General features: G+C 46.1%; 16 protein-coding genes. 4 read left to right on the top strand and 12 right to left on the bottom strand.

The genetic code is table 11. The features are described from left to right. The 8 genes from D9Y29_RS23620 to D9Y29_RS23585 all read right to left on the bottom strand — a co-directional run. On the bottom strand, positions 1-1,493 hold a 1,493-nt coding region (locus tag D9Y29_RS23620; protein WP_206513860.1), incomplete at its 3' end, for a hypothetical protein. Between the two features lie 34 nt (positions 1,494-1,527). Next, entirely contained in the window at positions 1,528-2,067 is a 540-nt protein-coding gene (locus tag D9Y29_RS23615) for a T9SS type A sorting domain-containing protein (RefSeq protein ID WP_127132703.1), read from the bottom strand. A gap of 280 nt (positions 2,068-2,347) precedes the next feature. Further along, complete coding sequence (locus D9Y29_RS23610) at positions 2,348-5,146, bottom strand: outer membrane beta-barrel family protein (protein WP_127132702.1); 2,799 nt, start codon at positions 5,144-5,146, stop codon at positions 2,348-2,350. 102 nt (positions 5,147-5,248) lie between these two features. Beyond that, complete coding sequence (locus tag D9Y29_RS23605) at positions 5,249-5,773, bottom strand: hypothetical protein (protein ID WP_127132701.1); 525 nt, start codon at positions 5,771-5,773, stop codon at positions 5,249-5,251. A 391-nt stretch (positions 5,774-6,164) separates the two neighbouring features. Further along, on the bottom strand, positions 6,165-6,860 hold the full coding sequence (locus tag D9Y29_RS23600) for an HTH domain-containing protein (RefSeq protein ID WP_127132700.1): 696 nt from the start codon (positions 6,858-6,860) through the stop codon (positions 6,165-6,167). 45 nt (positions 6,861-6,905) lie between these two features. Then, positions 6,906-7,517, bottom strand: coding sequence for an AlbA family DNA-binding domain-containing protein (locus D9Y29_RS23595; protein ID WP_127132699.1), 612 nt, complete (start codon positions 7,515-7,517; stop codon positions 6,906-6,908). 189 nt (positions 7,518-7,706) lie between these two features. Next, on the bottom strand, positions 7,707-10,700 hold the full coding sequence (locus D9Y29_RS23590; protein ID WP_127132698.1) for an outer membrane beta-barrel family protein: 2,994 nt from the start codon (positions 10,698-10,700) through the stop codon (positions 7,707-7,709). A gap of 113 nt (positions 10,701-10,813) precedes the next feature. Continuing rightward, positions 10,814-14,602 (bottom strand): DEAD/DEAH box helicase, encoded by a 3,789-nt coding sequence (locus tag D9Y29_RS23585; protein ID WP_127132697.1) that lies wholly within the window; start codon positions 14,600-14,602, stop codon positions 10,814-10,816. 289 nt (positions 14,603-14,891) lie between these two features. On the opposite strand from D9Y29_RS23585, the gene D9Y29_RS23580 reads away from it, so the two are divergent. From D9Y29_RS23580 to D9Y29_RS23565, 4 genes are all read left to right on the top strand, one after another. Beyond that, a complete protein-coding gene (locus D9Y29_RS23580; protein ID WP_164735524.1) occupies positions 14,892-16,553 on the top strand; it encodes a M20/M25/M40 family metallo-hydrolase in 1,662 nt (553 codons plus the stop codon). A gap of 24 nt (positions 16,554-16,577) precedes the next feature. Next, entirely contained in the window at positions 16,578-17,012 is a 435-nt protein-coding gene (locus D9Y29_RS23575) for an IPExxxVDY family protein (RefSeq protein WP_192909902.1), read from the top strand. Further along, complete coding sequence (locus D9Y29_RS23570) at positions 17,006-17,272, top strand: 4a-hydroxytetrahydrobiopterin dehydratase (RefSeq protein WP_338143011.1); 267 nt, start codon at positions 17,006-17,008, stop codon at positions 17,270-17,272. Before D9Y29_RS23575 ends, D9Y29_RS23570 begins: the two co-directional genes overlap by 7 nt. 140 nt (positions 17,273-17,412) lie before the next feature. Further along, positions 17,413-18,126: a hypothetical protein gene (locus D9Y29_RS23565; RefSeq protein ID WP_127132693.1), complete on the top strand. Its 714-nt coding sequence runs from the start codon at positions 17,413-17,415 to the stop codon at positions 18,124-18,126. A 782-nt stretch (positions 18,127-18,908) separates the two neighbouring features. Here the strand turns inward: D9Y29_RS23565 and rho are convergent. The 4 genes from rho to D9Y29_RS23545 form a co-directional block, all read right to left on the bottom strand. After that, positions 18,909-20,621, bottom strand: a complete 1,713-nt coding sequence (rho, locus tag D9Y29_RS23560; protein ID WP_127132692.1) for a transcription termination factor Rho — start codon at positions 20,619-20,621, stop codon at positions 18,909-18,911. A 454-nt stretch (positions 20,622-21,075) separates the two neighbouring features. Further along, positions 21,076-22,134, bottom strand: coding sequence for a mechanosensitive ion channel family protein (locus D9Y29_RS23555; protein ID WP_127132691.1), 1,059 nt, complete (start codon positions 22,132-22,134; stop codon positions 21,076-21,078). Between the two features lie 81 nt (positions 22,135-22,215). Further along, positions 22,216-22,953 (bottom strand): 2-phosphosulfolactate phosphatase, encoded by a 738-nt coding sequence (locus D9Y29_RS23550; RefSeq protein WP_127132690.1) that lies wholly within the window; start codon positions 22,951-22,953, stop codon positions 22,216-22,218. A 45-nt stretch (positions 22,954-22,998) separates the two neighbouring features. Further along, positions 22,999-23,484 carry an SRPBCC family protein gene (locus tag D9Y29_RS23545; RefSeq protein ID WP_127132689.1) on the bottom strand — a complete coding sequence of 162 codons (486 nt, stop codon included), beginning with the start codon at positions 23,482-23,484 and terminating at the stop codon, positions 22,999-23,001. Positions 23,485-23,499 lie beyond the last annotated feature (15 nt).

Here is a 23,499-nt window from a genome sequence, read left to right as displayed (position 1 = left end):
ACATCAGTTACTGAAGCGTCAGCGATTTTCGCTGTGGTGACAGCACCATCAACAACCTTACCAGTTGTCACGGCATCATTAGCAAGCTTAGCTGATGTGATGGCACCGGCTGCTACAGCAGGACTGGGGAAAGTTCCTGTCAGATCGCCGCTGGCAGCCCCTCCTGGTGGGGTGGTAAGACCAACAGCAAGTTTATCGGAAGTGATGGCACCGTCAGCGATTTTTGCGGTGGTCACTGCTTCATCCATGATCTTGGTTGTTCCAACAGAAGTGTTGGCGAGTTTTGTATTTGTTACAGCACCATCTTTCAACTTAACAGCATCCACAGCGGCATCAGCGAGCTTGCCCGTTGTTACTGCTTCGTCTGCGATCTTCATAGTATTGACAGCTGAATTAACAAGCTTGGCATTAGTTACTGAACCATCCGCCAGTTTTGAAGTATTGATAGCATTGGCCGCTACAAATGGGTTGGGATAGCTACCGGTAAGATCACCGCTTGCTGCACCGCCGGGGGGAAGCGAAATTCCGGCAGCCAGCTTCGCTGAAGTAATGGAGCCATCGGCAATTTTCGGTGTGGTCACTGCACTGTTAGCCAGCTTTCCTGTGGTAACCGCTATATCATCTATTTTAATAGTAGTAATAGAACCATCGGCGATTTTTGAAGTGTTTACGGCATTGTTTGCAATCTTGGCATTTCCTACTGAACCGTCTACCAGTTTGGAAGAGGTCACTGCATTGTCCGCCAGCTTGACTGAAGTAACTGCATTGTTCCCGAGTTTGGTAGTTCCAACTGCTCCGTCGGCGATCTTGGCGGCAGTAATTGCATTCACAGCAACAATCGGATTCGGATAAGTTCCCCCCAAATCTCCTCCGGCATTACCCACAGGAGGCAGGCCGGAACCAACTGCTAACTTGGCTAAGGTAACAGAACCGTCTGCTATTTTATTGGTAGTGATCACGCCGTCGGCGATCTTCACTCCTGTTACTGAATTATCGGCAAGATGTATCGTAGAGATCACCCCATTGGCAATGGAAGGGTTTGGATAAAGACCGGTTAACATTCCACCGGCAACACCCGCAGGCACTGCAGCGCCGGCAGACAGTGCATATGGCACACTCAGCAATTGAGTAGCGCCCATATCTTTAAGATCATTTCCGCCATTAGGATCCATTTCTACCTGAAGAAACTTGGCTCCGCCGATTGTCCAGTTGATGGAAAGCAGGTCTCCGGTAACATCGGTTTTACCTGGGCCGCCGATTGCTACGGAAAATAAACCGAGATGATTCGTTTTAACCAACCTGGTCTCTTTGTAAAGGACCGATCCGTTGGCGCTTCCATCGCGAACGGTTATGCGCAGTTTGATGTTTTGATTAGGCATAGCTAATCCTAATGCACTGCGTGCTACACCCTGGTAATTCATCTGGCCTGGAGCCTGCCCAACCATCTTTACCGATAGCCATACGGAAAAGAAAAGCAGGAATGTCTTCTTCATAAAAATTGGATTTAGGGGGGGAGTTGTTTTACTGTTATCTGCCTACTTTAATGATTTTGTATGTTCCTTTTTTACCGCGACTACCATCATCCGGGAACAGTTCCACTTTCAAAGTGTATATTCCATTTGGATAACGCGCCAGATCGATACGCTCACGATAACCAAATCCGAATGTCTGGTTCTCCTTCGTGTACAATATCTTTCCAATTCTGTCTACCAGATAGATTTTCACCTTACCATGTTTATCGGTAAAAATGTTCAGCTCAAAAGGGCCGAAAGTTGGATTGGGGTAGATGCGCACTTCGTCATCCGTGAAATGAGGATTCTCAACAGGAATAGTCAAACCAAATATGTAGGGTTGCAAAAAGCCGTTTGTGAGAAAGAAATTATTACCCGGGCTCTTCATCGTATTGATCAGCGTAGCCTCACCTATGCTGAAATCCAGGGAGTAATATCCCTTTTTGAAAGTTCCTCCGGCCACATTGATAACATCCGGATCGATAGAGGGCAGGGCCTGCCCGGAAGCCGACACACATGCAGCAGCCATTACAGCTGAGAGCACCAGTGGTTTCATACGAATTGGGTTTGGGTAGAATAAGAAGTCTCCTGATCAAAAAAATCAAGGTGTAATTATAATCATATAAAGCCTCTGGTCAAATAGGATTTATACGAGATCAACATGTAATTCAACGATTATGTGTACCGGTTAAGTATTTGACTCACAAAATATTTCCACATTTATGATTCTTGTCAATGCGCTCGCATAATATACCGTGACTGCCTCGAAAAAATACGATAAAAAAATCCCGTCAATTCAACGGGACCTTTTTACAGTTCAATTGTTTATTATGGCATTAGCGGCCGATTGTACGGAATTGAATGCCTCCTCCGGCAGGCCCGCCCATCTTATTCAGGTTATAGGTGAACGTTAGCAGGAAATACCTTTGCAGCACCGTAGATCTTACGTCTTCAATGTAATTTCGATCAGCATTCCGGGTGACATCTACGTTTTGATTCAACAGGTCGAATGCAGAAATTTTTATCTCGCCTCGCTTATTCTTCAAGAACTGTTTGCTTAACGCCGCATTCCATAATGGTACGCGGAGATTATAGCCTTCGGTCAGCCGGTTATTAACTACATAACTGAAATCGGTAGAGAAAAAGAAATCTTTAGGTAAGGTCCAGCTTAGTTCAGATTCATAGGTCTGACTGAAATATTTATTGTTCAACTCAGGGCTTAACGCATACCTGACCTTGTTATAATTAACGCCGGCCCTCAGCGTGATATCCAGCATATCTGTAAGACTCAGGTCCAGGCTTACATTCGGGCCGGCAGTAAGGCTGCGGATCTGGTTCTCCTTTTGATTGAGCAACTGTTTGCTGCTGCTGTAATTAACGGACGATCCCAGCCCCAGCCGTCCTTTGAAAAATTTCAAAGGTAACCCTGCATTAACATTGCCGGAGAGGTTGTATACACCATTGGCGTTTACGGGTTTCGTGATACGTATACCCTTATCAGTGAGTGAATCTCCGTCAACGATCTTATTGTTGGTCAGCTGGGCAGTGAGATTGAAGAAGAGATTCCTGCCTTCGTAGGGATTTACCATGTTGAGCCCCAACGACAGCATATTATTGAATTCCTGTTTCAGGTCAGGGTTACCCAGGCGGATATTCAGTGGGTCGCTGTTATCGGGTACGGGTTGCAGTTGGCCTGCTGAAGGTTGATTGGTACTGCTCCTGTACATCAGGTTCAGTATATGCATTTGCTTGAATGTATATTTGAAACTGGCATTGGGTAAAAAATTATCGAAATCTTTTTTCAGTACAGAATCTTTGTTACCAGCTGTAATGGTACCGCTCAGGCTCGCCCTTTGCCAGGAGCCACCCAGTGAGTACTCGTATTTTTTCCCTTTGGAACGAAAGCGGATCCCCGCATCAGTGGTTCCATAGGTATTAGTATAATCATTGGAATAATCATCATTTACCTGTTCCTGTTTGCTGATGCGGTCTATATCCCATGTTGTTTTTTGAGAGCCTGCTTTCTGATAACTATTGCCAGCGCTGAACTCGAGCAATGACCTTTTGAAGATAGGCTCCGTGTACACAGCTTTTGCCTGATAGCTTCGCAGATCGGAGGATTGCTCATTGCGCTGACTGATGGTATCCCTGTTGGTGAGGTTGCCAGCGGGTTTGTAAAAGCCAGTGACAGACTGCAGTGTGCCATTGCCATCGCTTGCATTCAGGTTGGTAGAGAGGCTTAAAGAGAAAGTACGGCCCTGCTTCCTGAATAATTTGCGAAAGAGGATATCATTCTTGAAAGTGTATCCCTTTGTATGATCTGTACTCCTGTTGGAGCCTTCATTCACCAGCTTGCCATCGTTCTGCATTGTTTGGTAGTCCCTGCTTACATTGTTTCGCGTATCCTGTGTATTGATAGATGGAGCGATGCGGATGGAATGAAAGGAGTCAAGTGGAATATCCGCCACCATATTAAGACGATGGCTATTATTGATATTATCGGTTATAGATGATTGTTTGTAAAGCCAGGAGCTGTCGCCCAGGAAATTCTGCCTGTTGGTTTCCGAGGCTGTCCTGGGATTGTAGTGATTATAAAAATAATTGCCTGATACATCGGCTTTGCCGATCATATCATTATAGTTCACGCCGCCTCCCCAGATGGTGCGGATATTGCCGCTGCCCCCGGAACCTCCCTGCAGTGAGCTGGCATCCATCGTAACCATGGTAATGCCTCCGCCGCCTGCAATGCTGGCGCGGGCGCCGGTCATAGACATGATATCGTTGAAAGAGAACCCATCGGAGTTGGTGTTGTTTGTCATACCCACTAAGGACAGCCTTCTGTTGCCATTGAAGGCGTTCAGGTTGAGCCGGCCCTCGAACCTGTCGTCTGTGCCTCCACCGGCAGATGCCCTTCCGAACACCCCTTTGTTCTTATCTTTTTTAAGTTTCAGGTTCACAGTTTTCTGGCTGCTGCCATCATCGAAACCTGTCACCTGCGCCTGTTCACTGAGTTTATCGTATACCTGTACTTTGTCCACTGCGTCTGCGGGCAGATTGCGGGTAGCCATTTTAGGGTCGTTGCCGAAGAATTCCTTTCCGTCTACCAATATCTTTTTCACTTTTTCACCCTGGGCGGTGATGGTGCCGTCTTTGTCCACTTTTACACCGGGCAATTTTTTCAGGAGCTGCTCAACGTTGGAATTGGGCGCCACTTTGAATGAGCCGGCATTGTATTGAACAGTATCACCTATCATGGTGATGGGTGGAGCTTCCGCCGTTACCACTACTTCCTCCAGTGTTTGAGAAAGATCAGACAGGAAAATGCGCCCGAGATCTTTCTGTCCTGAAGTATCGCTGATGGCGAATAGCTGGTTGCTGTTGTGATAATTCACATGGGTGATCATCAGCCTGTACTTCCCGTTAGTCAATTTATCCAACTGGAATCTTCCTTGCTCATCAGACATCGTAAAGCCTACCAGGGATGAATCCTTCTGATGAAGAAGGCTGATGGTGGCAGAGCTGATGGCCTGTTTGGCAACAGAATCGTACAATACGCCTTTAACCATTCCATTTTTCTGGGCTAAGAGGAGAGAAGGAAGAAGTATCAGCGCAAGTGAGTACAATATTTTTTTCATACCAGTTCTGTTCGTGGGTTATTACCTACGAAAGTATTCCTGGATGATTCCAAAACAGGTTAACCAGTCTTGCTTTAATGTTAATGAAGGTTAATAATTCAATTATTCGTATACGCTGAGCACCACTTCCCATTCTTCCTTGAAGCGTAGGTTGATCTCGATCTTCAGGTTTTGTACGCATTCAGGGGCGGGGGTCATTTGAAAGCGGGTGGCGGTTGATTTGCTTTCCTGTTCCGGTGTTGTGTAGGAACCATTAAGAATGAATGGTTTTTGTCCTTTTATGCGAATGATGGTATTGCTGATCTGGTCATAGAGCTCCTGGTATTTCTGTCTGGCTTTATCATAATCGGTAGAGAGAAAGATGGAGCAGGTCCAGTTGGAAAGGGGTGCGGGTTGACTGGCCAGCGAGATCACACAGTGAAGTGATCCGGGGATCTGAACCTTGGATTGGTAATCAGCAGCGTTGCCGCTTTCCTGCAGCAGGTCGCCTTTGATATTCTTAAATCGGTTGGGGTAGTCTTCAATCACGCGCTGTAGCGCAGCATTGGTTTGATTGCTGAAAACGCCCTGAGCCGTTGCCGTTAGTGTTGTTGTTAAAAAGAGTAGCAGGATCTGTACACTTTTCATGGGCCGAGGATTTGCCCGAAAATTAGTAATACCTTTTTCCGGATCAAATAGGAAAAATACTATGGGGCTACATACAATAATTTCTACAAAGCCTCGTTGATAGTTATGGTACGCCTTGAATTTAATATCCTAAACCAATATCAATGAAAAAGAAGACTATGTACTACGATGTCCACCGTACTAAAGTCTACAGCGGAATTTACAGACCCACATTCAATCTATTTAATTTCCTCAGAAGTATTTGCTCCGTGTTGATGGTTGGCCAGTCGCCAATCAGCACACCCGGTTTTGCCAAAAGGAGATAGTTCCTCTACACCTATAAGCACTTACCTCTGAAACCACATTGTATGTGCTGGTCCCGGCCTTAGGGTCGGGACTTTTTTGTTATCTGTCACTCCTTCAGTTTTGAGAGCATAAAATCGGAGAGAAAATATCCGCCGGTTTTCTTACTGCCCCGATACTCTACCAAACTCCGAATCTTCTCAAGGTCCCGTTTTGCTGTTCGTTCAGACACATCCAGTTCCCTAATCAATTCATTGACCTTCAAACCCGGATTTTCATACAACAGCTTTATCGCCTTGCTCAATCTATCTTTTATCAGATCGCTTATCGTGCCATTTATCGTGCCATTTATCGCGCCATTTACTGTATCAATTATCGCGTCATTGATCACAATCGTCTTACTCTCCGGACGAGGGATGATCGTTTTAAAAATTCTGCCTTCAATAAACATTGCTCTTCCATTACCTGCATATTCTCTCATTAAACGGCTGGTTGTTAATATACCTGAGCCCAACTCTTCTGCGCGCCCCAGTTGAATAAAGAATTTAGCAATGGATGGGTTTTTAGGGAAAGGAACAAAATTGGTAGGGTCGATAGGGCCTTTACCGTGCGGATTATTAGCATTACTTGTTTCCACACGATCTGCATAAATGATAAATGTTGCCGGAGCAGCATTGGTATACTCCCGATGAATGATAAGATTCGCAACAATTTCCCTGAAGATGGTGGCACGAAGATTTATGCGTTGCGCTCCTTCCAGATAAAACTTATCTGGCAGATGCCGGTTTACAAAGTCCAGCAACATGTCATAAGCATCTATAAGATTGGATTGAATGTATAAACGATCGTCTTACCGTTCAAGATTATTGATCCTTACCAGCGCATCAATTTTATAATGCGGTATTATGTGCTGAATCACTTCATCTTTACCCAATAATAGAGCTGCAGCTAAAGTAAAGCCTTCCTGCCCGCTCAGGTGATCCTTCTTCCATAAACCTGAAATTTCCATCATTTGCTGGTTATCTAATGTCAGCCAGGGATGATCTGGATTATTACCACGAATAAGGTTTCTTATTTTAGTAAATAAATCCTGCTTCAAGTCCGTAATTCGCAAAGCCGGGTAAATCATACCCTCGGAATAATGGTTACGTTTTCGATTCGCCATTTCGGCAATCCGGTAGGGTTGCTCTACCTTAAAATCACCATCATTACTGCGATCGTAAATGATCTTTCCGGTTTTATGTACCTGGGAACTCGCCGGTACCTGAATGTGTATGATCCTGTTACCATTGATCTCATATACTTGTGGAAATAGAATAAATGGAGGATCGATCTTCTGCGGGTTATTAGAAAGATTAACCAGGTCCGTTACCATTTTGGAAATCGAACTTTCATTCACTCCTGGTACTTTGCCATTATCTTCAACTCCTAAAAGGATATCACCGCCATCCCGGTTGAGCATAGCGCAGGCGCCCTATACGTTCTAAATTCATTTGTTTGTTTTTTCATTTGAATTATTGACTCATCAGGCCGCCTGGCAAAAAAACTGACGCATAAAAAGAGATGCACCGGGCAAATTTAAACTTTCAGCATTCAATAGATAACAAAAAACCCGTCCAAATTTTGAACGGGTTCCTTTATCAATATTTTTTTAGTTAGTGCCGCTTCGTCCCATATTCCGAATCTGCCTTTCAATATTCCTTGGCATATTGCCTGGCATACCCGCAGGCCTTTGCGCCCTGTTATCTCCAGCCTTATTAAGGTTGAACATGAACGTTAGCATGAAATACCTTTGCAATACCACTGTTCTTGTATCCTGGATATAGTTATCACCAACGGACCTGCTAATATTCTGGTTCTGGTTCAACAGATCGTATACAGAGAATTTGATCTCGCCGTTTTTCTTTTTGAAAACCTGCAAAGCAAGGCTGGTATTGAGTAATGGAATGCTTTGGTTGAAACCATCTGTTCTGCCTGTATTGATCAGGTAATCGAAATCCGTAGAGAGCACCAGGCTTTTGAAGAAAGTATAACTGACGTCAGCAGAATAGGTTTGTGTGAAATATTTCTGGTCTTGTTGCAACGCGCTGGAGGAAGAATAGCTTACATTATTATAAGTAAGATTGGCATTCAACCCTAAAAGCAGGTTGTCTTTATAACTGAGGTTGATGCCTGCACCCTGCGTAAGCGCCAGTGTTTTGGTGAAATTCTTTACCTCGTATAAAACACTTCCGTCTTTGTTATAAGAGCCGCTGGTATTGAAACTCAAATTGCTTCCTTTGAATTTTCCTTTCAGCGGAAAGCCGAAGGTAACATTGGCTGATGTGTTATAAGAACCGTTCATATTCACAGGAACAATATATTGGGCGCCCTTTCCCAGCGAATCGGCTTCCAGTATTCCGGAAGGCACATCCTGAATGCTGTTAACAATCTTGTTGCTGGTATTGGAGAACTGCATATTGGCATTCACATACTGAAAATTCTGTACGTTGAAATTTGAGAAATTGACAGACAAATTATTCGTGTACTCCTGTTTCAATCCGGGATTACCATTTCGGATCTGCAGCCTGTTGCTGACATCGGGAACATCCTGCAACTGGCTACTGCTTGGCTGGTTGGTCCTTCCGCGATAGTTGATCCGCAGGTGCTGTGTTTTGGTGAACTGGTAATTCAGGTTGGCAGTTGGTGCAAAGTTGAGTTGCGACTGAGACACTATCAAAGTTGTGTCTTTCCCTTTCACATACCTGTTACTGATACTTTCCAGCTCGGAGTATTGCATGGCGCCGCCCAACTGAAAACTGGCATTTGTCCATTGCATCCTGAAGTTGGCGCCACCACGGTGTATGGCATATTTGTTCTCGAATGAATTGGTGAGGGAAGTGTTCACAGAATCGTACTTACCGGTAAGGTCGTTGTAGCTGTAAGATTTTGCATCTGAGGTACTTTTGTTATCCTGGAATGCGTAATTCACTTCTATCAATTTGTTCCTTCCAATAGGCTCAGTATAAGTTACACTATATTGATTATTGTTGGACCTGGTTTTTTGATTACTCCTGATATCCTGCGGGATCAACTGGTCCAGTGTTCCGTCCTCATTGTAATATAAGAAGGGAGCATTTGATCTTCCGTTACCATCACTTCTGTTCAGCGAATTGTTCCATCCCAGTGTGAGGGTCCTGCCAATCTTATTGAATTTCCTGCGGTAAAGGAGATAACTGTTGAGACTAAGCCCGTCCCTTTCATTCGTGTTTTCATTACGGCCATCGATGAACCTGAATTCCGGTCCTTTGCTAACACTTTTATAGGTAGTAAAAGTATCGAGCATGTTGGAAGTTGAATGCTGAACAGTTCCGTTTGACGTGAACAAAAGGGAATTCATGGAATCGATATAATATTCCATCCGCAGGTTGAGACGATGGTTCTGGTTCATATTGTCTGAGAATGCGTTCTCTACCTGGCGCAGGACTGTATCCTGCAAAAAGGTTGTTCTTGAGCTGGATTGATCTGAACGCGTATTGGATTGTGAGAAGAAATAGCTGGCAGTTACATCCAGCTTGCTTCCCCATTTGTCTGTGTAGTTGATACCTGCAGAAGTATTCTTAGTTATACCGCTTCCGCCACCGCCCAGATTGAAGCCACCGCCTCCTCCACCAAAGCCGCCTCCGCCGCGGCCACCACCACGACCTCCACGACCGCCGCCGCCAAATCCACCGCCACCCATGGTGCTCATCATCCCCATTCCGCCGCCTCCGCCGCCTCTCGAGCCAAATCCACCCATGCCACCGATCACATCATTGAAAGAAAAATTCTGCCTGTTCACGTTGTTGGAACCACCCAGGATGGAGATCCGCCTGTCATTATCGAAGCGATTAAAACTGAGACTTGCTTCATAGCGATCATTAGAACCCGCACCCACAGTGGCTCTGCCGAAGTATCCCTTTCTTTTATCTCTTTTAAGTTTGATATTGATGGTTTTTGAACGGCTGCCGTCGTCTATGCGCGTGAACTTTGCCTGATCGCTCATATCATCAAATACCTGGATGCTCTCGATCATATCGGCAGTGATATTTTTGGTAGCCATTTTGGGATCGGTGCCGAAGAATTCTTTTCCGTCTACATACACTTTTGGCACGTCTTCTCCCTGCGCTTTCACGTTACCATCTTTATCAACCTGAACGCCGGGTAATTTTTTCAGGAGGTCTTCAGCAGTAGCATTCACTTTGGTTTTGAAAGCGCTTGCCCTGAACTCAACAGTATCTTTTTTTATCTGTATGGGCGGGGCCTCCACAATAACTTCGTCGAGTAAAGTGGTCTTCTTATCCATGTAAATGGTGCGGAAGTCTATATTGAAAGAGTCCCTGGTGATGCTGAATTTTCTTGAGTAAGGCTGGTATCCCTGGTAAGTGATCAAAAGCCGGAAGGTGCCGGTATCGAGGTCTTTTATTTCGAATTCGCCTTTATCGTTGGATAATTTAAAGGATACAAGTGTTGAATCCTCCGCATGCATTACTGATACGGTAGCTTCCGCCAATTGTTCCCTGTACGTTGAATCAGTGAGTTTGCCTTTGATACTGCCCGGGATCTTCTGGGCCATAGTAGTGCCGGCTGTGAAAGTAAACAGTAATACCAGTAAAGCTTTGCTCATGGCTGTAGGAATAAATAGAATATAATAGGAATTTAGACGGCTGCCTTCCTGACAAACTTGTGCAGAGAATGACAGCAACCCAGGTTCCTATGATCCATTTCCTACAGCCAGGTTTAACTGAAGAGGTATTCTACATCTTCTCTGCTGAGGCTCTTTACAAAACCTTCATCATCTGTGATGAGGTCTTTGGCCAGTACCCGCTTCTTATCCTGAAGTTGCAGGATCTTGTCTTCGATGGTGTCTTTACAGATCATGCGATAGGCGAAGATGTTCTTAGTCTGACCAATACGGTGTGTACGGTCGATAGCCTGTTGCTCCACAGCGGGGTTCCACCAGGGATCAACGATGTATACATAATCGGCGGCAGTGAGGTTAAGACCCACACCACCAGCTTTGAGGGAGATGAGGAATACACGGCATTTATCATCATTCTGGAACCGCTGAATGGCCCTCTCGCGTTCAATGGCCGTGGTGCTGCCATCGAAATATTCGAAGTCTACGTCCAGTTCTCTCAGCTTTTCCTTGATCAGGCCCAGCATGCCCAGGAATTGTGAGAACACCAACGCTTTGTGGTTGCTGATATTTTCAGTGATCTCCCGGCCAAGCTCTTCCAGCTTGATGGAATGATTGGGGAATTTCTCGGATTCATTCAGGATAGCCGGCGAATCACAGATCTGGCGCAATTTCATCAGGCCCTGCAGGATGGTAAGCTGTGAGCGCTGGATCCCCTGTGATTCAATGGTGCCAAGGATTTTGTCGCGGAAATCATTCCTGTACGCATCATAGATATTACGTTGTTCGTCATCCATTTCGCAAAAGAGGATGGTCTCTGTTTTTTCAGGAAGATCTTTTGCCACCTGCTCCTTGGTGCGGCGGAGAATGAATGGGAACAATAACTTGCGAAGATGGTCTTTCCTGTCTGCTTCCCCGAACTTATCGATGGGAATGGCAAATTCCTGGCGGAAGAACTCGATACTACCGAGCATGCCGGGATTCAGGAAGTTCATCTGTGCAAAAATATCGAAAGTGTTATTCTGCAATGGAGTACCGCTGAGGCATAAACGATTTTTAGCATTCAGCAGGCTGGCGGCTTTGGTAACCTTGCTGGCCGGGTTCTTGATAGCCTGGCTTTCATCCAGCACTACATAGTCCAGGGGAATATCAACCAGCAGTTTGATATCGCTGCGCAGGGTTCCGTAAGTGGTGATGATCACTTCTGCTTTGGACAGTTGTTCTTTGTCGCGCGTGCGTTCGCCGCCATGATGGATATGGTAGGTAAGCTCGGGCGTGAACTTCCTGATCTCATTCTCCCAGTTGAACATCAGGGTGGTTGGACAAACAACCAGTGCTCTCAGCTTTCCATGATGTTTCCTGTAGTAATAAAGGAATGATAAAGCCTGGATGGTTTTACCTAGACCCATATCATCTGCCAGGATACCACCCCATCCGATCTCGCTCAGGTAATTGAGCCAGTGGAAACCATGCTCCTGGTATGGACGCAGGATCGGCTTCAGGTGCTCGGGCACGGGGATCTCGCGGATATTATTGAAGTTCTTGAGTGTTTCGTATTTCTCTTCCAGCTTCAGTACCAGTTCCTCTTCATTCCTTTCTTCATACAGCTCATCGATCACACTCATATGGTATTTCGATAAACGAAGCTGGTTCTGCTTGCCTTCACCCACACGGAAGAGAAGCGAGTATTTCTTGATCCATTCTTCAGGCAGGATACCGAGCGTGCCATCATCAAGGTTAACGAACTGCTGACGGTTGGCCAGCGCTTTCTTCACATCTGCGATGGTTACTTTCTGCTCGCCGAAGAGAATGTCCACGCGCGCATCAAACCAGTCTGTATTGCTGCTGATATGGATCTTCGTTTGTGGCTTGGCGGTATTGAAGCGGAAATTCTTCAGTGCATCGTATCCGAATACGGGCACTTTCATGTCTTTCATCGCATCCACGAAGAGGAAGAACCAGTTATTCTTGAGCACATCGCTTCCTTTCAATGCCAGTTGCTGTCCGCCTTCCGGTCTGATGAAATTGCTATGCAGCGCTTCCAGTTTCTTGAAGAAGTTCAGTTCTTTTTCTTTATCGCGATGTACTACCAGCACTTTTTCGCCATCAGGGATCACCAGTTCATCTTTGCCGCCGGCCTTTGTTTCAAAACCTTTGTAACTGAAGAGAGGCATGAAGATGAGATAATCTCCTTTTTCCTGGAGCACTACACGTTTTTCCGGGTCGCCATCTTTCACTTCACTGATCAGGGTTTGATCGAATTCAACATGGTACTCGCGCGTGAGTGGCAACACGAATGTGCGAAGCTGTTCCGGCCATTCGGACCTGGAGAACCTGAGCTTTCCGCCCTTGCTTTGGAACTGGCTCACCAGGTTCACGATCTCTGAAGTATCCCAGAGGAAAAGATTTTCATTGTGGAAGAACACCAGGCCGCTGTTCATGGTGTTTTCGCTGATGGGCACATTCTGACCATTCAGTTTCACCCAGGCTTCCACTTCAAAATGATCGCCGCTACGGCTCACTTTGAACCAGGGCGTGATGAAATCCGTAACCACGCCTACGGTGTGCAGGTTGGTGGTCTTGAACGCCTTCTTGCCATTCAGGTAAAAAACGAATGGGTTGGAAGCGATATCAACGAAAAGTTTTTTCAGTTTGGGGTGGAGGTATTCACTCATGAGCGCCTTTGTTTCTTCAGGCAGTTCATCTTTTTCATGGTGAATGATATTTTCCCAGATACCGCTGAACGGAGAGTTCCTGTTCAGGTATTTGGTGATCTCGCTGTCCTGCATTTTGCGGATGGGAGCAAAGAGTTGTTTGTCCTGCTCACTGAATGCCTCTATATTCACGAATTTACTCAAGTCGAGCTTTTCCACTTTTCCTGTAAATTCAGTGAAGGATTCATTGGCTTCTCCGCTGATGGCGTCGATGGTCCAGCCGGGATAGCTGTCTGCATTGAAATTGAATACAACGCCCAGCCTCAGCATCGGGCTGGCGGGAAGTACTTTTGCTTCGGAGTCTTCTGCAACAGGCGTTTCGGCTGTTACTGTTTCTGCTTCTGCCATTACAGGTTTTGCGCGCAGTTTGGCGGAATCCTGTGGAGATACGCGTTTGATGGTAGGGTCCAGAACGCGGAGGAAGGGCTTTCCATCCTTGTACGTGAATTCAAATTTCCCTTCCAGGTTATCAGAAAGCTGGTAGCCGTAAGCTTCCAGCAATTTGTTCTTTTCTTTATCCCAGTTGCGGATGGTATCGAAGTAGTAGGGCCCGTATGCATTCAGCAATTGCAGGAACACGATCACTTTGGGCAAACAGAGCGGATGCTGTTTGTCTTCGTAATCACAGCTGCTATCGAAGTTGCGTTCTTCATTTTTCCGGAGTACTACCTTGTAGGCTTTGCCATCGATGGTAACAGTCGCTTTTACCATTTCATCTTTGGCATATTCAATATCCGCACGTTGTGTGCGGAGATAAACTTCAGCTGCTGAATAAGCGTCCGGAGAGCAGAGGAGCCGTAGTGTTTTAAGATCGATGAATTTCATCTTCACTACGGTGTGACGCTGATCATACTCCACCTCTTCGGTTTTGAGCATGTTCTTGTCGAGCATTTCCTGCAGCTGGATGAGGGCTGCAGCCTCGTGCCTGCAGATATCGCCCAGGTTGTAGGGACATGCACAACGGACAGAGAGGTTCCGGGGGTCTTTGAACTTTTGAATGCTCACCTTATAATAGGTGCTGTAGCTATCGTCCTTCACACGAAAGACAACAGAGTCCAGGAGCTCATCGTAATCCACCAACTCTACATAACCAATGGCGTGGATCTTTTTGCCTCTACGAATCACTTCATCAGTTCCATTGGTATACACGTACTTAATGAGATGCGGTAGTGCCATGCTGTTCTTTAAGATTATAGTTCCTCAGCCCTCTTCAGAAAAGGCCAATCTGCAAAAGTAAAGGAAAAAACACGAGCTAATAAAGGCTATTATCAAATCTTAATGGAAATCCAATGTGCCCCCTTTACAATCAGTCAGTTGCGTTAGGGTATTCTAATAATGTGTTTCCGCAAAACCTGAATTTAACCATTAGTTTACTATTCAGGGAATTTATTACAGGAGAATGATTGGTATACAGTTTGACAAGTACCTTTGCAGCAATCCTTCTATTAAAGAAAAATTCTACTATATGCTGATCCGCGCATTAAGTATAGCCTCCCTCGTTCTCATCGTCTCCTCCAATGTACAGGCGCAGAAACTGAAAAAGGCCGATAAGGCCATTATGACCAATCTCCAGACGCATATCGCTTACCTGGCAGACGATAAGCTGGAAGGCCGCCGCGCAGGAAGCAATGGCGAAAAACTTGCCGGGGAATATATCAGCAAACAATTTGCTGCCGCCGGCCTGCAGCCCAAAGGACCGGGTAATAACTGGTTCCAGCCTTTCGAGATCAATGAAGGCCGCCAGGTGAACAAAGCCTCGCTTTTCATCATCAACGACAATCATCTAAAGCTGAATACAGACTATTTCCCGCTTGCCTTCAGCCCCAATACAACCGTGGAAGCAGCTGTGAGTACAGCCCTCGCCGAAAAAGGAGTGCCCTGGTTTACGGATCTCAGGAATATGCTGGAAGACAACAAAGACAATCCGCATTACGATCTCGAATCCGCCATAAAGGAAAAAGTGGGCATAGCAGCTGCCAAAGGCGCTACCGCCCTGGTACTTTTCAATACTTCATCCATTAAAGACAACCTGAAATTCAACGGCAAAGACAGGTCAGCCGCAGCTTCCATTCCCGTTCTCTACCTCACCCCCAAAGCAGTGAGCACCTGGCTCAAGGATGAATCCGGCACTTATGATGTCAAGATCCGTGTGGATATAGGCGATAAAACACGTACCGGCCAGAATGTGATCGGGTATATCGATAACGGCGCCGCCCAAACGATTGTGCTGGGTGCGCATTATGATCACCTTGGATTCGGCGAAGATGGCAACAGCATGGCGCCCAGCGTGAAAAACCAGATCCATAACGGGGCAGACGACAATGCCAGCGGAACCGCTGCACTCATCGAGCTGGCCCGACTGATCAAATCCTCAAAGAACAAAAACAATAATTATCTCTTTATCGCTTTCTCCGCAGAAGAACTCGGCCTCAACGGCTCCAAATATTTTACACAGCAGCCTACCATCGATTTGAAATCGGTGAACTATATGATCAATATGGATATGGTGGGAAGACTGAACGACAGCAGCAAAACACTCACCGTCGGCGGCTATGGCACGTCCCCGGTCTGGAGCGAGATCTTCAGCAGCATGAGCCCTAAGCACAATCCGCTTACCTTCAAATTCGATTCCAGTGGCACCGGCCCCAGCGACCATACCTCTTTCTACCGGATGGATGTTCCTGTTCTTTTCTTTTTCACCGGCCTGCATACAGACTATCACAAACCCTCAGACGATTACAATAAGATCAACTATAAAGGTGAGCTGCTGGTGATCAAATGCATCGAGAATATTGTTACAGCCACCAATACGAAAGGTAAACTGGCCTTCGCCAAAACCCGCGAAACACAAACATCCAGCTCAGCCCGCTTCAGTGTATCACTCGGCATAATGCCTGATTACACTTTCACCGGAGCAGGCGTTCGCGCCGATGGCGTAAGCGATAACAGGCCGGCACAGAAAGCCGGTATCAAAACAGGAGATGTGATCATTCAACTGGGTGAGCACTCCATCTCTTCCATGGAAGCTTATATGCAGGCGCTCTCCAAATTCAAAAAAGGCGACTCAACAACTGTTAAATACAAACGAGGAAACGATACCCTGGAAACCAAAGTAACTTTCCGGTAAGCATCAGGCCAATACCTGCCATCCATGAAACTGAAACTAGACTTCGACGATCTCGCAGATGATTTCTTCGACAATACCCGCTTACTGGGCATTGTGGCATCTGTAAAGAACTATCAGTTCTGCTGGCAGCTCAATCAATTGCTGCGATACGATTTCCGGATCAACAACGAGATCGAGATACAACTCTACAAGAAATCCCGGAACTATTATTTCTCCATCTTCGAATACCGTGAGCCCACCACCTCACTGGTGCATTATCTTTATCACAACCAGTATGATGGTGAATACCTGCTGCCGGAATTCAAACATCTCGACTTCCTCTGGCTCCTCAAAGGAGATATCGTGGCCGAAGATTTTATGCAACAACTGGTAACCGGCATCCGTTCCCTCTCGCCCGTACAACTGGTAACGGAGCTGACCAATGAAAAAATCAAGAACAAGGGTCACCTGATATTTTAAGTCTGTTAAACCGATTCATTATGTGGCAGGAAAAAAACAATCAACTCTATCGCCAATTCGAGTTCCGCAATTTCTCTGAAGCATTCGCTTTCATGACGCGTGTGGCCATTGAAGCGGAGAAAATGAACCACCACCCCCTCTGGACCAATGTTTACAATAAAGTGGAGATCTGGCTCTCCACGCATGATGCAGGCGATATCATTACGGAGAAAGACAGGAAACTGGCACAGAAGATCGATGCATTAGCTCCCGCATCCTGATGCATTCCATCAACAATTTGCAGGAAGTCCGGAACAGTGCGCAAGTCATATCTATTAAAACCCCGTTAAATAAACCCCGCGCCAGCACCGCTTAACAGGCCGATGCCGAATTATTGTGTACCTTAATCAACAACGTTCTCATGATGAAATACACTATATACACTTCCATATCAGCATTCCTCATCATTTCCGCCACGGCCTGCAACGACAATGCAGACAAACAGGCCCAACCCGATGATGAAACAGAAACAACAGACAGCGTTGTTACTACCGGTCCGGATTCCACACTCACTGCCGAAACCATCCAGCGCTTCCAGACCGCAGGCTTCACAGACTACGCCAAAACAAAGATCTCCAACTTCGACTGGAGTCGCTTCAAATACAAGAGCAGCTACGAACAGGATTCCCTGCTCACCCAGGATTTCAAACCTGCCAAAAACTATTACGCCTCCTACGGAACATTCCTCAAATATTCACCTGACAGTACACGTTTCATCGATCTCGACAGCTACAATATCGATATCCGCAAAGACTCACGCGGCAGACTTATCGGCACTGCCGGAGGTCCTGATACCGAAGTAAATCTCATCGACCCCAAATCAGGTAAAAGCAAACGCCTCCTCTTCATGGGACCCGGCGGCTCTGTTGAAGATGCTTTCTGGACCAGCAACAATGAACTGGTGATCGTTGGCACCCAGGAAAACGAAGAGAATGGCGGCAAAAAAATAACCGTCTGGAAGATCAACCTCGAAGACAACACCTACCATCTTTATGAACTCGATGATGCGCAGGCTGCTAATCAGCTCGCCGGTCAATGGAGAAAGGAGAGGTTGAAGGGCGTGGTGTTGAAGTAGGCTGCTCCCTGTTTCCTGAAAAACTTTCTCTTTGTTGTTATCAAAAGGGATATAGGTGTTTTAAGGCTGCGAAATACAACTGCGCGGGAGGATGTTTTTTTGCTTTTCAGGGTTTGATGGGCGGTGGTAATTTTATTGGGCTTCTTCGCTTGTATTTGCGAGGCCTTAAAACACCTATATCCCTTTTGATAGAGCACACTGATACGGTAAAAGTTTTTCTGTGAGATGTGTGCATCACTTCCCACCACGCTGGTGAGGGAGAATGGGAACAGGTGCATCAGCGAAAATAATGGCAGGCAGAGGCATTACATTCAATTGCCCTTAGTTCTGCATTAAATTCCTCTCTGTATTAGTTCAACATCATTATCCAACATTATTGCAGACTGCAACTCATCAGGGTGATGCACTTTTCCCCCTTCTTTTTTCTAAATGCATGAACTTCCTCCATGCGCGGGGAAGGACGGACTAACCAAAGTTTTTTCAGCCTGAATAAACAGGAAGCCTTTTCATTTATAAAGGCCCAAATGATTCATCAGCCTAAGCTGTTGCACATTCATTGTGCCCGGGGCCGGGAAGGGATATTAGATCCCGGCCTTCGAAACGTAAGCGAAGAAGCTGAAAAGAAATACTACAGCCCCATCCTCCCAACTAAAAGCTCAAAAAACATCCTCCCGCGTTGGTTCGTTTCGTCAGCCGGGATCTAATATCCCTTCCCGGCCAACAGCACATAAAAAAAGCCGGCTGGGAAAGCCCAACCGGCCGGATATAAATTAAGAATCTTCTTATCCATTCATGCTCGCCAAAAACTCCTGGTTATCCTTGGTTCCGCGCATTCTTCTGAGAAGTTCATGCATCGCCTCTTCCGTGTTCATATCGGTGAGGTACACACGAAGCAGGTTCATGCGTTGGAGAACTTCCTTTTCCAGCAGCAGGTCATCGCGGCGGGTGGATGATGCAACCAGATCGATAGCAGGGAAAATGCGGCGGTTAGCCAGGCGGCGATCCAGCTGCAACTCCATGTTACCGGTTCCTTTGAACTCTTCGAAGATCACTTCGTCCATTTTGGAGCCGGTGTCTATGAGGGCAGTTGCGAGGATGGTGAGTGATCCGCCATTCTCGATCTTACGTGCAGCGCCGAAGAACTGTTTCGGTTTCTGCATGGCGTTAGCTTCCACACCACCGGAGAGTACTTTACCGGAAGCAGGAGCAACAGTATTGTGGGCGCGTGCAAGACGGGTGATGGAATCCAGGAGGATGATCACATCATGTCCGCACTCAACCAGTCTTTTTGCTTTCTGAAGTGCGATAGTGGAAACCTTTACGTGTTTCTCGGCAGGTTCATCGAAGGTAGATGCGATCACTTCTGCTCTTACGCTGCGTTCCATATCGGTCACCTCCTCAGGGCGCTCATCCACCAGCACCACCATCAGGTAACACTCGGGGTGATTTTGCGCGATGGCATTGGCTACTTCTTTCAGCAGAACGGTTTTACCTGTTTTAGGCTGTGCTACGATCAGTCCGCGTTGTCCTTTTCCTATTGGCGTGAAAAGGTCCATGATACGGGTGCTGTAGCTGTTGGGAGTAGTGAAGAGATTGAGTTTCTCGAAAGGAAAGAGCGGAGTGAGATAATCGAAAGGAACACGGTCACGAACATCTTCAGGCTGTTTGCCGTTGATGGTTTCCACTTTCAGCAGTGCGAAATATTTTTCACCTTCTTTGGGAGGACGAACCGCACCATACACAGTGTCTCCGGTTTTGAGACCGAAGAGTTTGATCTGTGAAGGGGAAACGTAAATATCATCCGGAGAAGAGAGGTAGTTATAATCGGAAGATCGGAGGAAACCATATCCATCGGGCATCATTTCGAGAACGCCTTCGCCGAGGATCACGCCGTCAAACTCAATGTTGAAGGTAGTTTCACGGCGGTTTTGATAAGGTTTATGTTGATTGTCTCCATTATGTCCCTGCTGATGAACCACTTCACCGGGTTGTTCGCCTGGCTGTTCCCCTGGTTGTTCGATAGCCACTACATCATCTTCTTCAATTTCATTGGGTATATTGGAATCAAGGTCGATCGGCATCGGTTGTTCTTCAACCGGCTGTGCATCCTTCTTGCCACGGCCTTTCTTTGCCGCAGGAGCGGGAGCCGCTGCTGCTGCAGCTTTCTCCACAGATTTCTCCATTGCTTTCTTCTTCGCTACAGGCCCTTTGCCGGCAGGAGTTTCCTTGGTTTCTTTTTTCTTTTCTTCACCACCGCTCATAACATCAGCTTCTTCTGTGCTGTTGGCGGTAGTTGCTTTGATAACACGTTTGCGTTTGCCTTTTTCTTCTGCGTTGTTGCCCTTGTTAGCGCTGGCCAGGACGGCCTGTTTGTCGAGGATCTTGTAGATCAGTTCTTGCTTGTCGAGCTTTTTAGCGTTGGAGATTTTTAACTGCTCTGCTATATCCAGCAGCTCAGGAACGAGCATGTCGTTCAGTTGCAGAATGTCATACATAAAAATCTTGAGTGTTTAACACTTGATCAGAAAACCAATCTTTGTGTGTTGAAAAAACGATTTGAAATGAGTTATAATATTGAACGGAATCAGAAAAACTGACGAGTTGAGAGAAATCAGGGGCGACTTATCAGCCTTATTCCGGCACAATAATACGTCAAATTTGCAAAAAGCAAAAATTTTTGACTGCCCGTAAACGCTTTTTCCCGCCGGCTATTCTCAGCTCCGGAAAAAGGTTTCCAATCCGCTGAAACCCTGACAATCCGGGCATTACAAGGCTTTCAAACTGATACATGTTTACCCTTACCCGCGTAGGTTCCGGCCGGTTCATTTACCGATCCATTAACAACTGACCTGTTGTCACCTTTTCCTGCTCTTCCATTTTTTGCAGGTTCCCGCAATGGCTGTTCACTGTACATCCATTGTAACAGGTTCCGGCACCATTCTATTTCCCCTATACCGTAACGGTTGTTTTGTAGTAAAGGGTTTGTGTTGGATAAGCAAAATCCACTTTCTTTTCCCTGAATTTGTAAAGGATATCGAATAATACAGCCTGTTTTACATCCATGTATTCTACATAATCTGTGGTAAGGATATAATAGACTATTTCAAAATTGATACTGCTGTCTGCAAGCTTAGCTATATGTGCCCGGTCAAACTTTGCTTTGGCTGTATTCTCGATGATCTCTTTGACCATACCAGGAATTTCTTCAAGCAATTCTATCTGCGTTTCATAAAGCACTCCAATAGTCAAAACTTCCCGTCTTTGCTGTAAGCTTTTGTAATTAGAAAGCGCCTGCTTGGTCAGGTCAGAGTTGGTAACAATCAATTGCTCTCCTCCCAAACTCCTGATGCGCGTGGTTTTGATACCGATATATTCAATGATCCCCGACTTATCTCCCCATACCACATAGTCGCCTATTTCAAAAGGTTTATCGAAGAAGATCACGAAATAACCGAACAGGTCTCCCAGTATAGTTTGAGCAGCCAGTGCAATGGCTATGCCACCTACGCCCAGGCCTGCAATCATGGTGGTAACGTTATACCCCAGGTTATCTATGAGGAACACGATAGCCATTGCCCATATGATCACTTTCAGCACCAGGAGAGCGCCGTGCATTTGTTTCATCCGGTATTCGGTCTCATTGCGCCTACGCATGATGCCGGTAAGGAGGAGCATGAGCACATGGTTCACAACTCTTACAAAGTAGTACGTGGTCACAACAGCCATGGCTACCTGAAGAACCCTTTCCCATTGCGGGTTCCAGTGCAATTGTTTCAGGATCTGGTAATTCACGAAGATATAGACCCATGGCAGTACGAAGCGCTGGATCGAGCTAAAGATCACATCGTCGTACTTACTTTCAGTTTTGGTAGTGTAGTCAAGGATCTTCTTCAGTACTTTACCTTTCAGCAAGCGGATGATCAACCAGGTAAGGATAATGCCGCCTATTGCAATGGTATAAGCTAATACTGTGTTTCCCCAAAATTGGTATTGCCAGATTGATTCCATCTTTTAAAGCTTTTTATTGGTAAAGAGATTGACGGAAGGATTGAGAGGCAATACAAACTTACACAAATGCGCTGCCAATTTCTACCAGGAATGGATCGTCAGCTTTCCATCGCCATAAAAAGGCAATACATTGGCCACATCGGGAGTAAGGCAGTAACGGATATCTTTCTCCAATCCAAAGCCTGAGAGACGTAGGTAATGCGAAGCGTTATTCTTCTGCATGAAACCATACATATCATCTTTGGCTGCATCATAGAGCGTAGCGGCCAGCCTGGAAGAATCGCAGTTGATGGAAAAATGATCCTGTACACGGTTGATCACTGCGCCTGCAAAGATCGTGTCTTCCAGGTTCACTTTGTCTTTCCATGCCGCACAACCGAGAATCACATTTTGTTTGGAAGCCAGCAGGTAATCACAAACAGAACTGAGGTTAGGGAAAGACCCGGTGATCACTTCGCCAGCGCCTCTTTCCAACGCCATATGTAACAACTTGGTCCCGTTGGTTGTTGTCAGCACCAGCGTTTTTCCTTTGATGAAAGATTCAGGGTATTCGAAGGGGGAATTGCCATATTGAAGGCCTTCGGCAACCTGTCCATCACGCTCTCCGGCAGTAATGGAGTGGATATTCTTTCCGAGCTCGATGCATCTTGCCACGCTGTCTACCGGTATCACGCAACGGGCGCCATTGTAAAGAGCAGTGGCGATGGTAGACGTAGCCCTCAGTACATCGATGATCACTACCACAGTATTGTTCAGGTCATACAAATGCAAAAGGGCCGGGGAAAGGGATGTATGCAAAGAGGGTTTTACTTGAGACATGCCGGTGGCTGAGATTTAATTGATGGACGGAAATTTGCTGCAATTTTACGCGTTGTGTGTCATTAGAACAAATTTCCATTTGTCGCTCTCTGCATACTGCCTGATCTGGTCATTGCGTAGCACCAGTAATTTCTCGAAATATTTCCTGAGAAATAGTTTGTTGGCAATGGAGCCGATAAATCCGTAAGGGGCTTCAAACCGGAACACGTCGATCATGAGGGTGCCATTCTCGATCTGTTTGAAATAGTGCTCATGTTTCATCGACTTCAGATCGCCTTTCTCCATTTCATCGATAAAGGAAAAGGGACGTTTCATCTCCGTGATGGCCACTTTCATGTAGCGTATTCTCCTGAAATGGCGGGCCTTCCAGGTCACAGACTCGTGCAGCTCCATAAGCCCGGCTCTTACACCGGCAACGGCATCTTCGCCGGTATGGCTCATGCTCTTCTTATGAAAATCAATACTGCGGCTCAGGTCGAACACACGTTCTGCCGGAGCCGCAATAAATGTTGTTAGATGGATAATGGGCATAGGTCATTGTTTGCT

This window comes from Pseudoflavitalea rhizosphaerae (assembly GCF_003991355.1).
Classification (GTDB): Bacteria; Bacteroidota; Bacteroidia; order Chitinophagales; family Chitinophagaceae; genus Pseudobacter; species Pseudobacter rhizosphaerae.
This window is presented reverse-complemented; position numbering and strand designations above follow the sequence as displayed.

Bases quoted from the DNA above. Each gene is read 5' to 3' on its own strand.
- D9Y29_RS23615 (WP_127132703.1), bottom strand. From the start codon at position 2,067: ATGAAACCACTGGTGCTCTCAGCTGTAATGGCTGCTGCATGTGTGTCG.
- D9Y29_RS23610 (WP_127132702.1), bottom strand. From the start codon at position 5,146: ATGAAAAAAATATTGTACTCACTTGCGCTGATACTTCTTCCTTCTCTC.
- D9Y29_RS23605 (WP_127132701.1), bottom strand. From the start codon at position 5,773: ATGAAAAGTGTACAGATCCTGCTACTCTTTTTAACAACAACACTAACG.
- D9Y29_RS23600 (WP_127132700.1), bottom strand. From the start codon at position 6,860: ATGTTGCTGGACTTTGTAAACCGGCATCTGCCAGATAAGTTTTATCTG.
- D9Y29_RS23595 (WP_127132699.1), bottom strand. From the start codon at position 7,517: ATGCTCAACCGGGATGGCGGTGATATCCTTTTAGGAGTTGAAGATAAT.
- D9Y29_RS23590 (WP_127132698.1), bottom strand. From the start codon at position 10,700: ATGAGCAAAGCTTTACTGGTATTACTGTTTACTTTCACAGCCGGCACT.
- D9Y29_RS23585 (WP_127132697.1), bottom strand. From the start codon at position 14,602: ATGGCACTACCGCATCTCATTAAGTACGTGTATACCAATGGAACTGAT.
- D9Y29_RS23580 (WP_164735524.1), top strand. From the start codon at position 14,892: ATGCTGATCCGCGCATTAAGTATAGCCTCCCTCGTTCTCATCGTCTCC.
- D9Y29_RS23575 (WP_192909902.1), top strand. From the start codon at position 16,578: ATGAAACTGAAACTAGACTTCGACGATCTCGCAGATGATTTCTTCGAC.
- D9Y29_RS23565 (WP_127132693.1), top strand. From the start codon at position 17,413: ATGATGAAATACACTATATACACTTCCATATCAGCATTCCTCATCATT.
- rho (WP_127132692.1), bottom strand. From the start codon at position 20,621: ATGTATGACATTCTGCAACTGAACGACATGCTCGTTCCTGAGCTGCTG.
- D9Y29_RS23555 (WP_127132691.1), bottom strand. From the start codon at position 22,134: ATGGAATCAATCTGGCAATACCAATTTTGGGGAAACACAGTATTAGCT.
- D9Y29_RS23550 (WP_127132690.1), bottom strand. From the start codon at position 22,953: ATGTCTCAAGTAAAACCCTCTTTGCATACATCCCTTTCCCCGGCCCTT.
- D9Y29_RS23545 (WP_127132689.1), bottom strand. From the start codon at position 23,484: ATGCCCATTATCCATCTAACAACATTTATTGCGGCTCCGGCAGAACGT.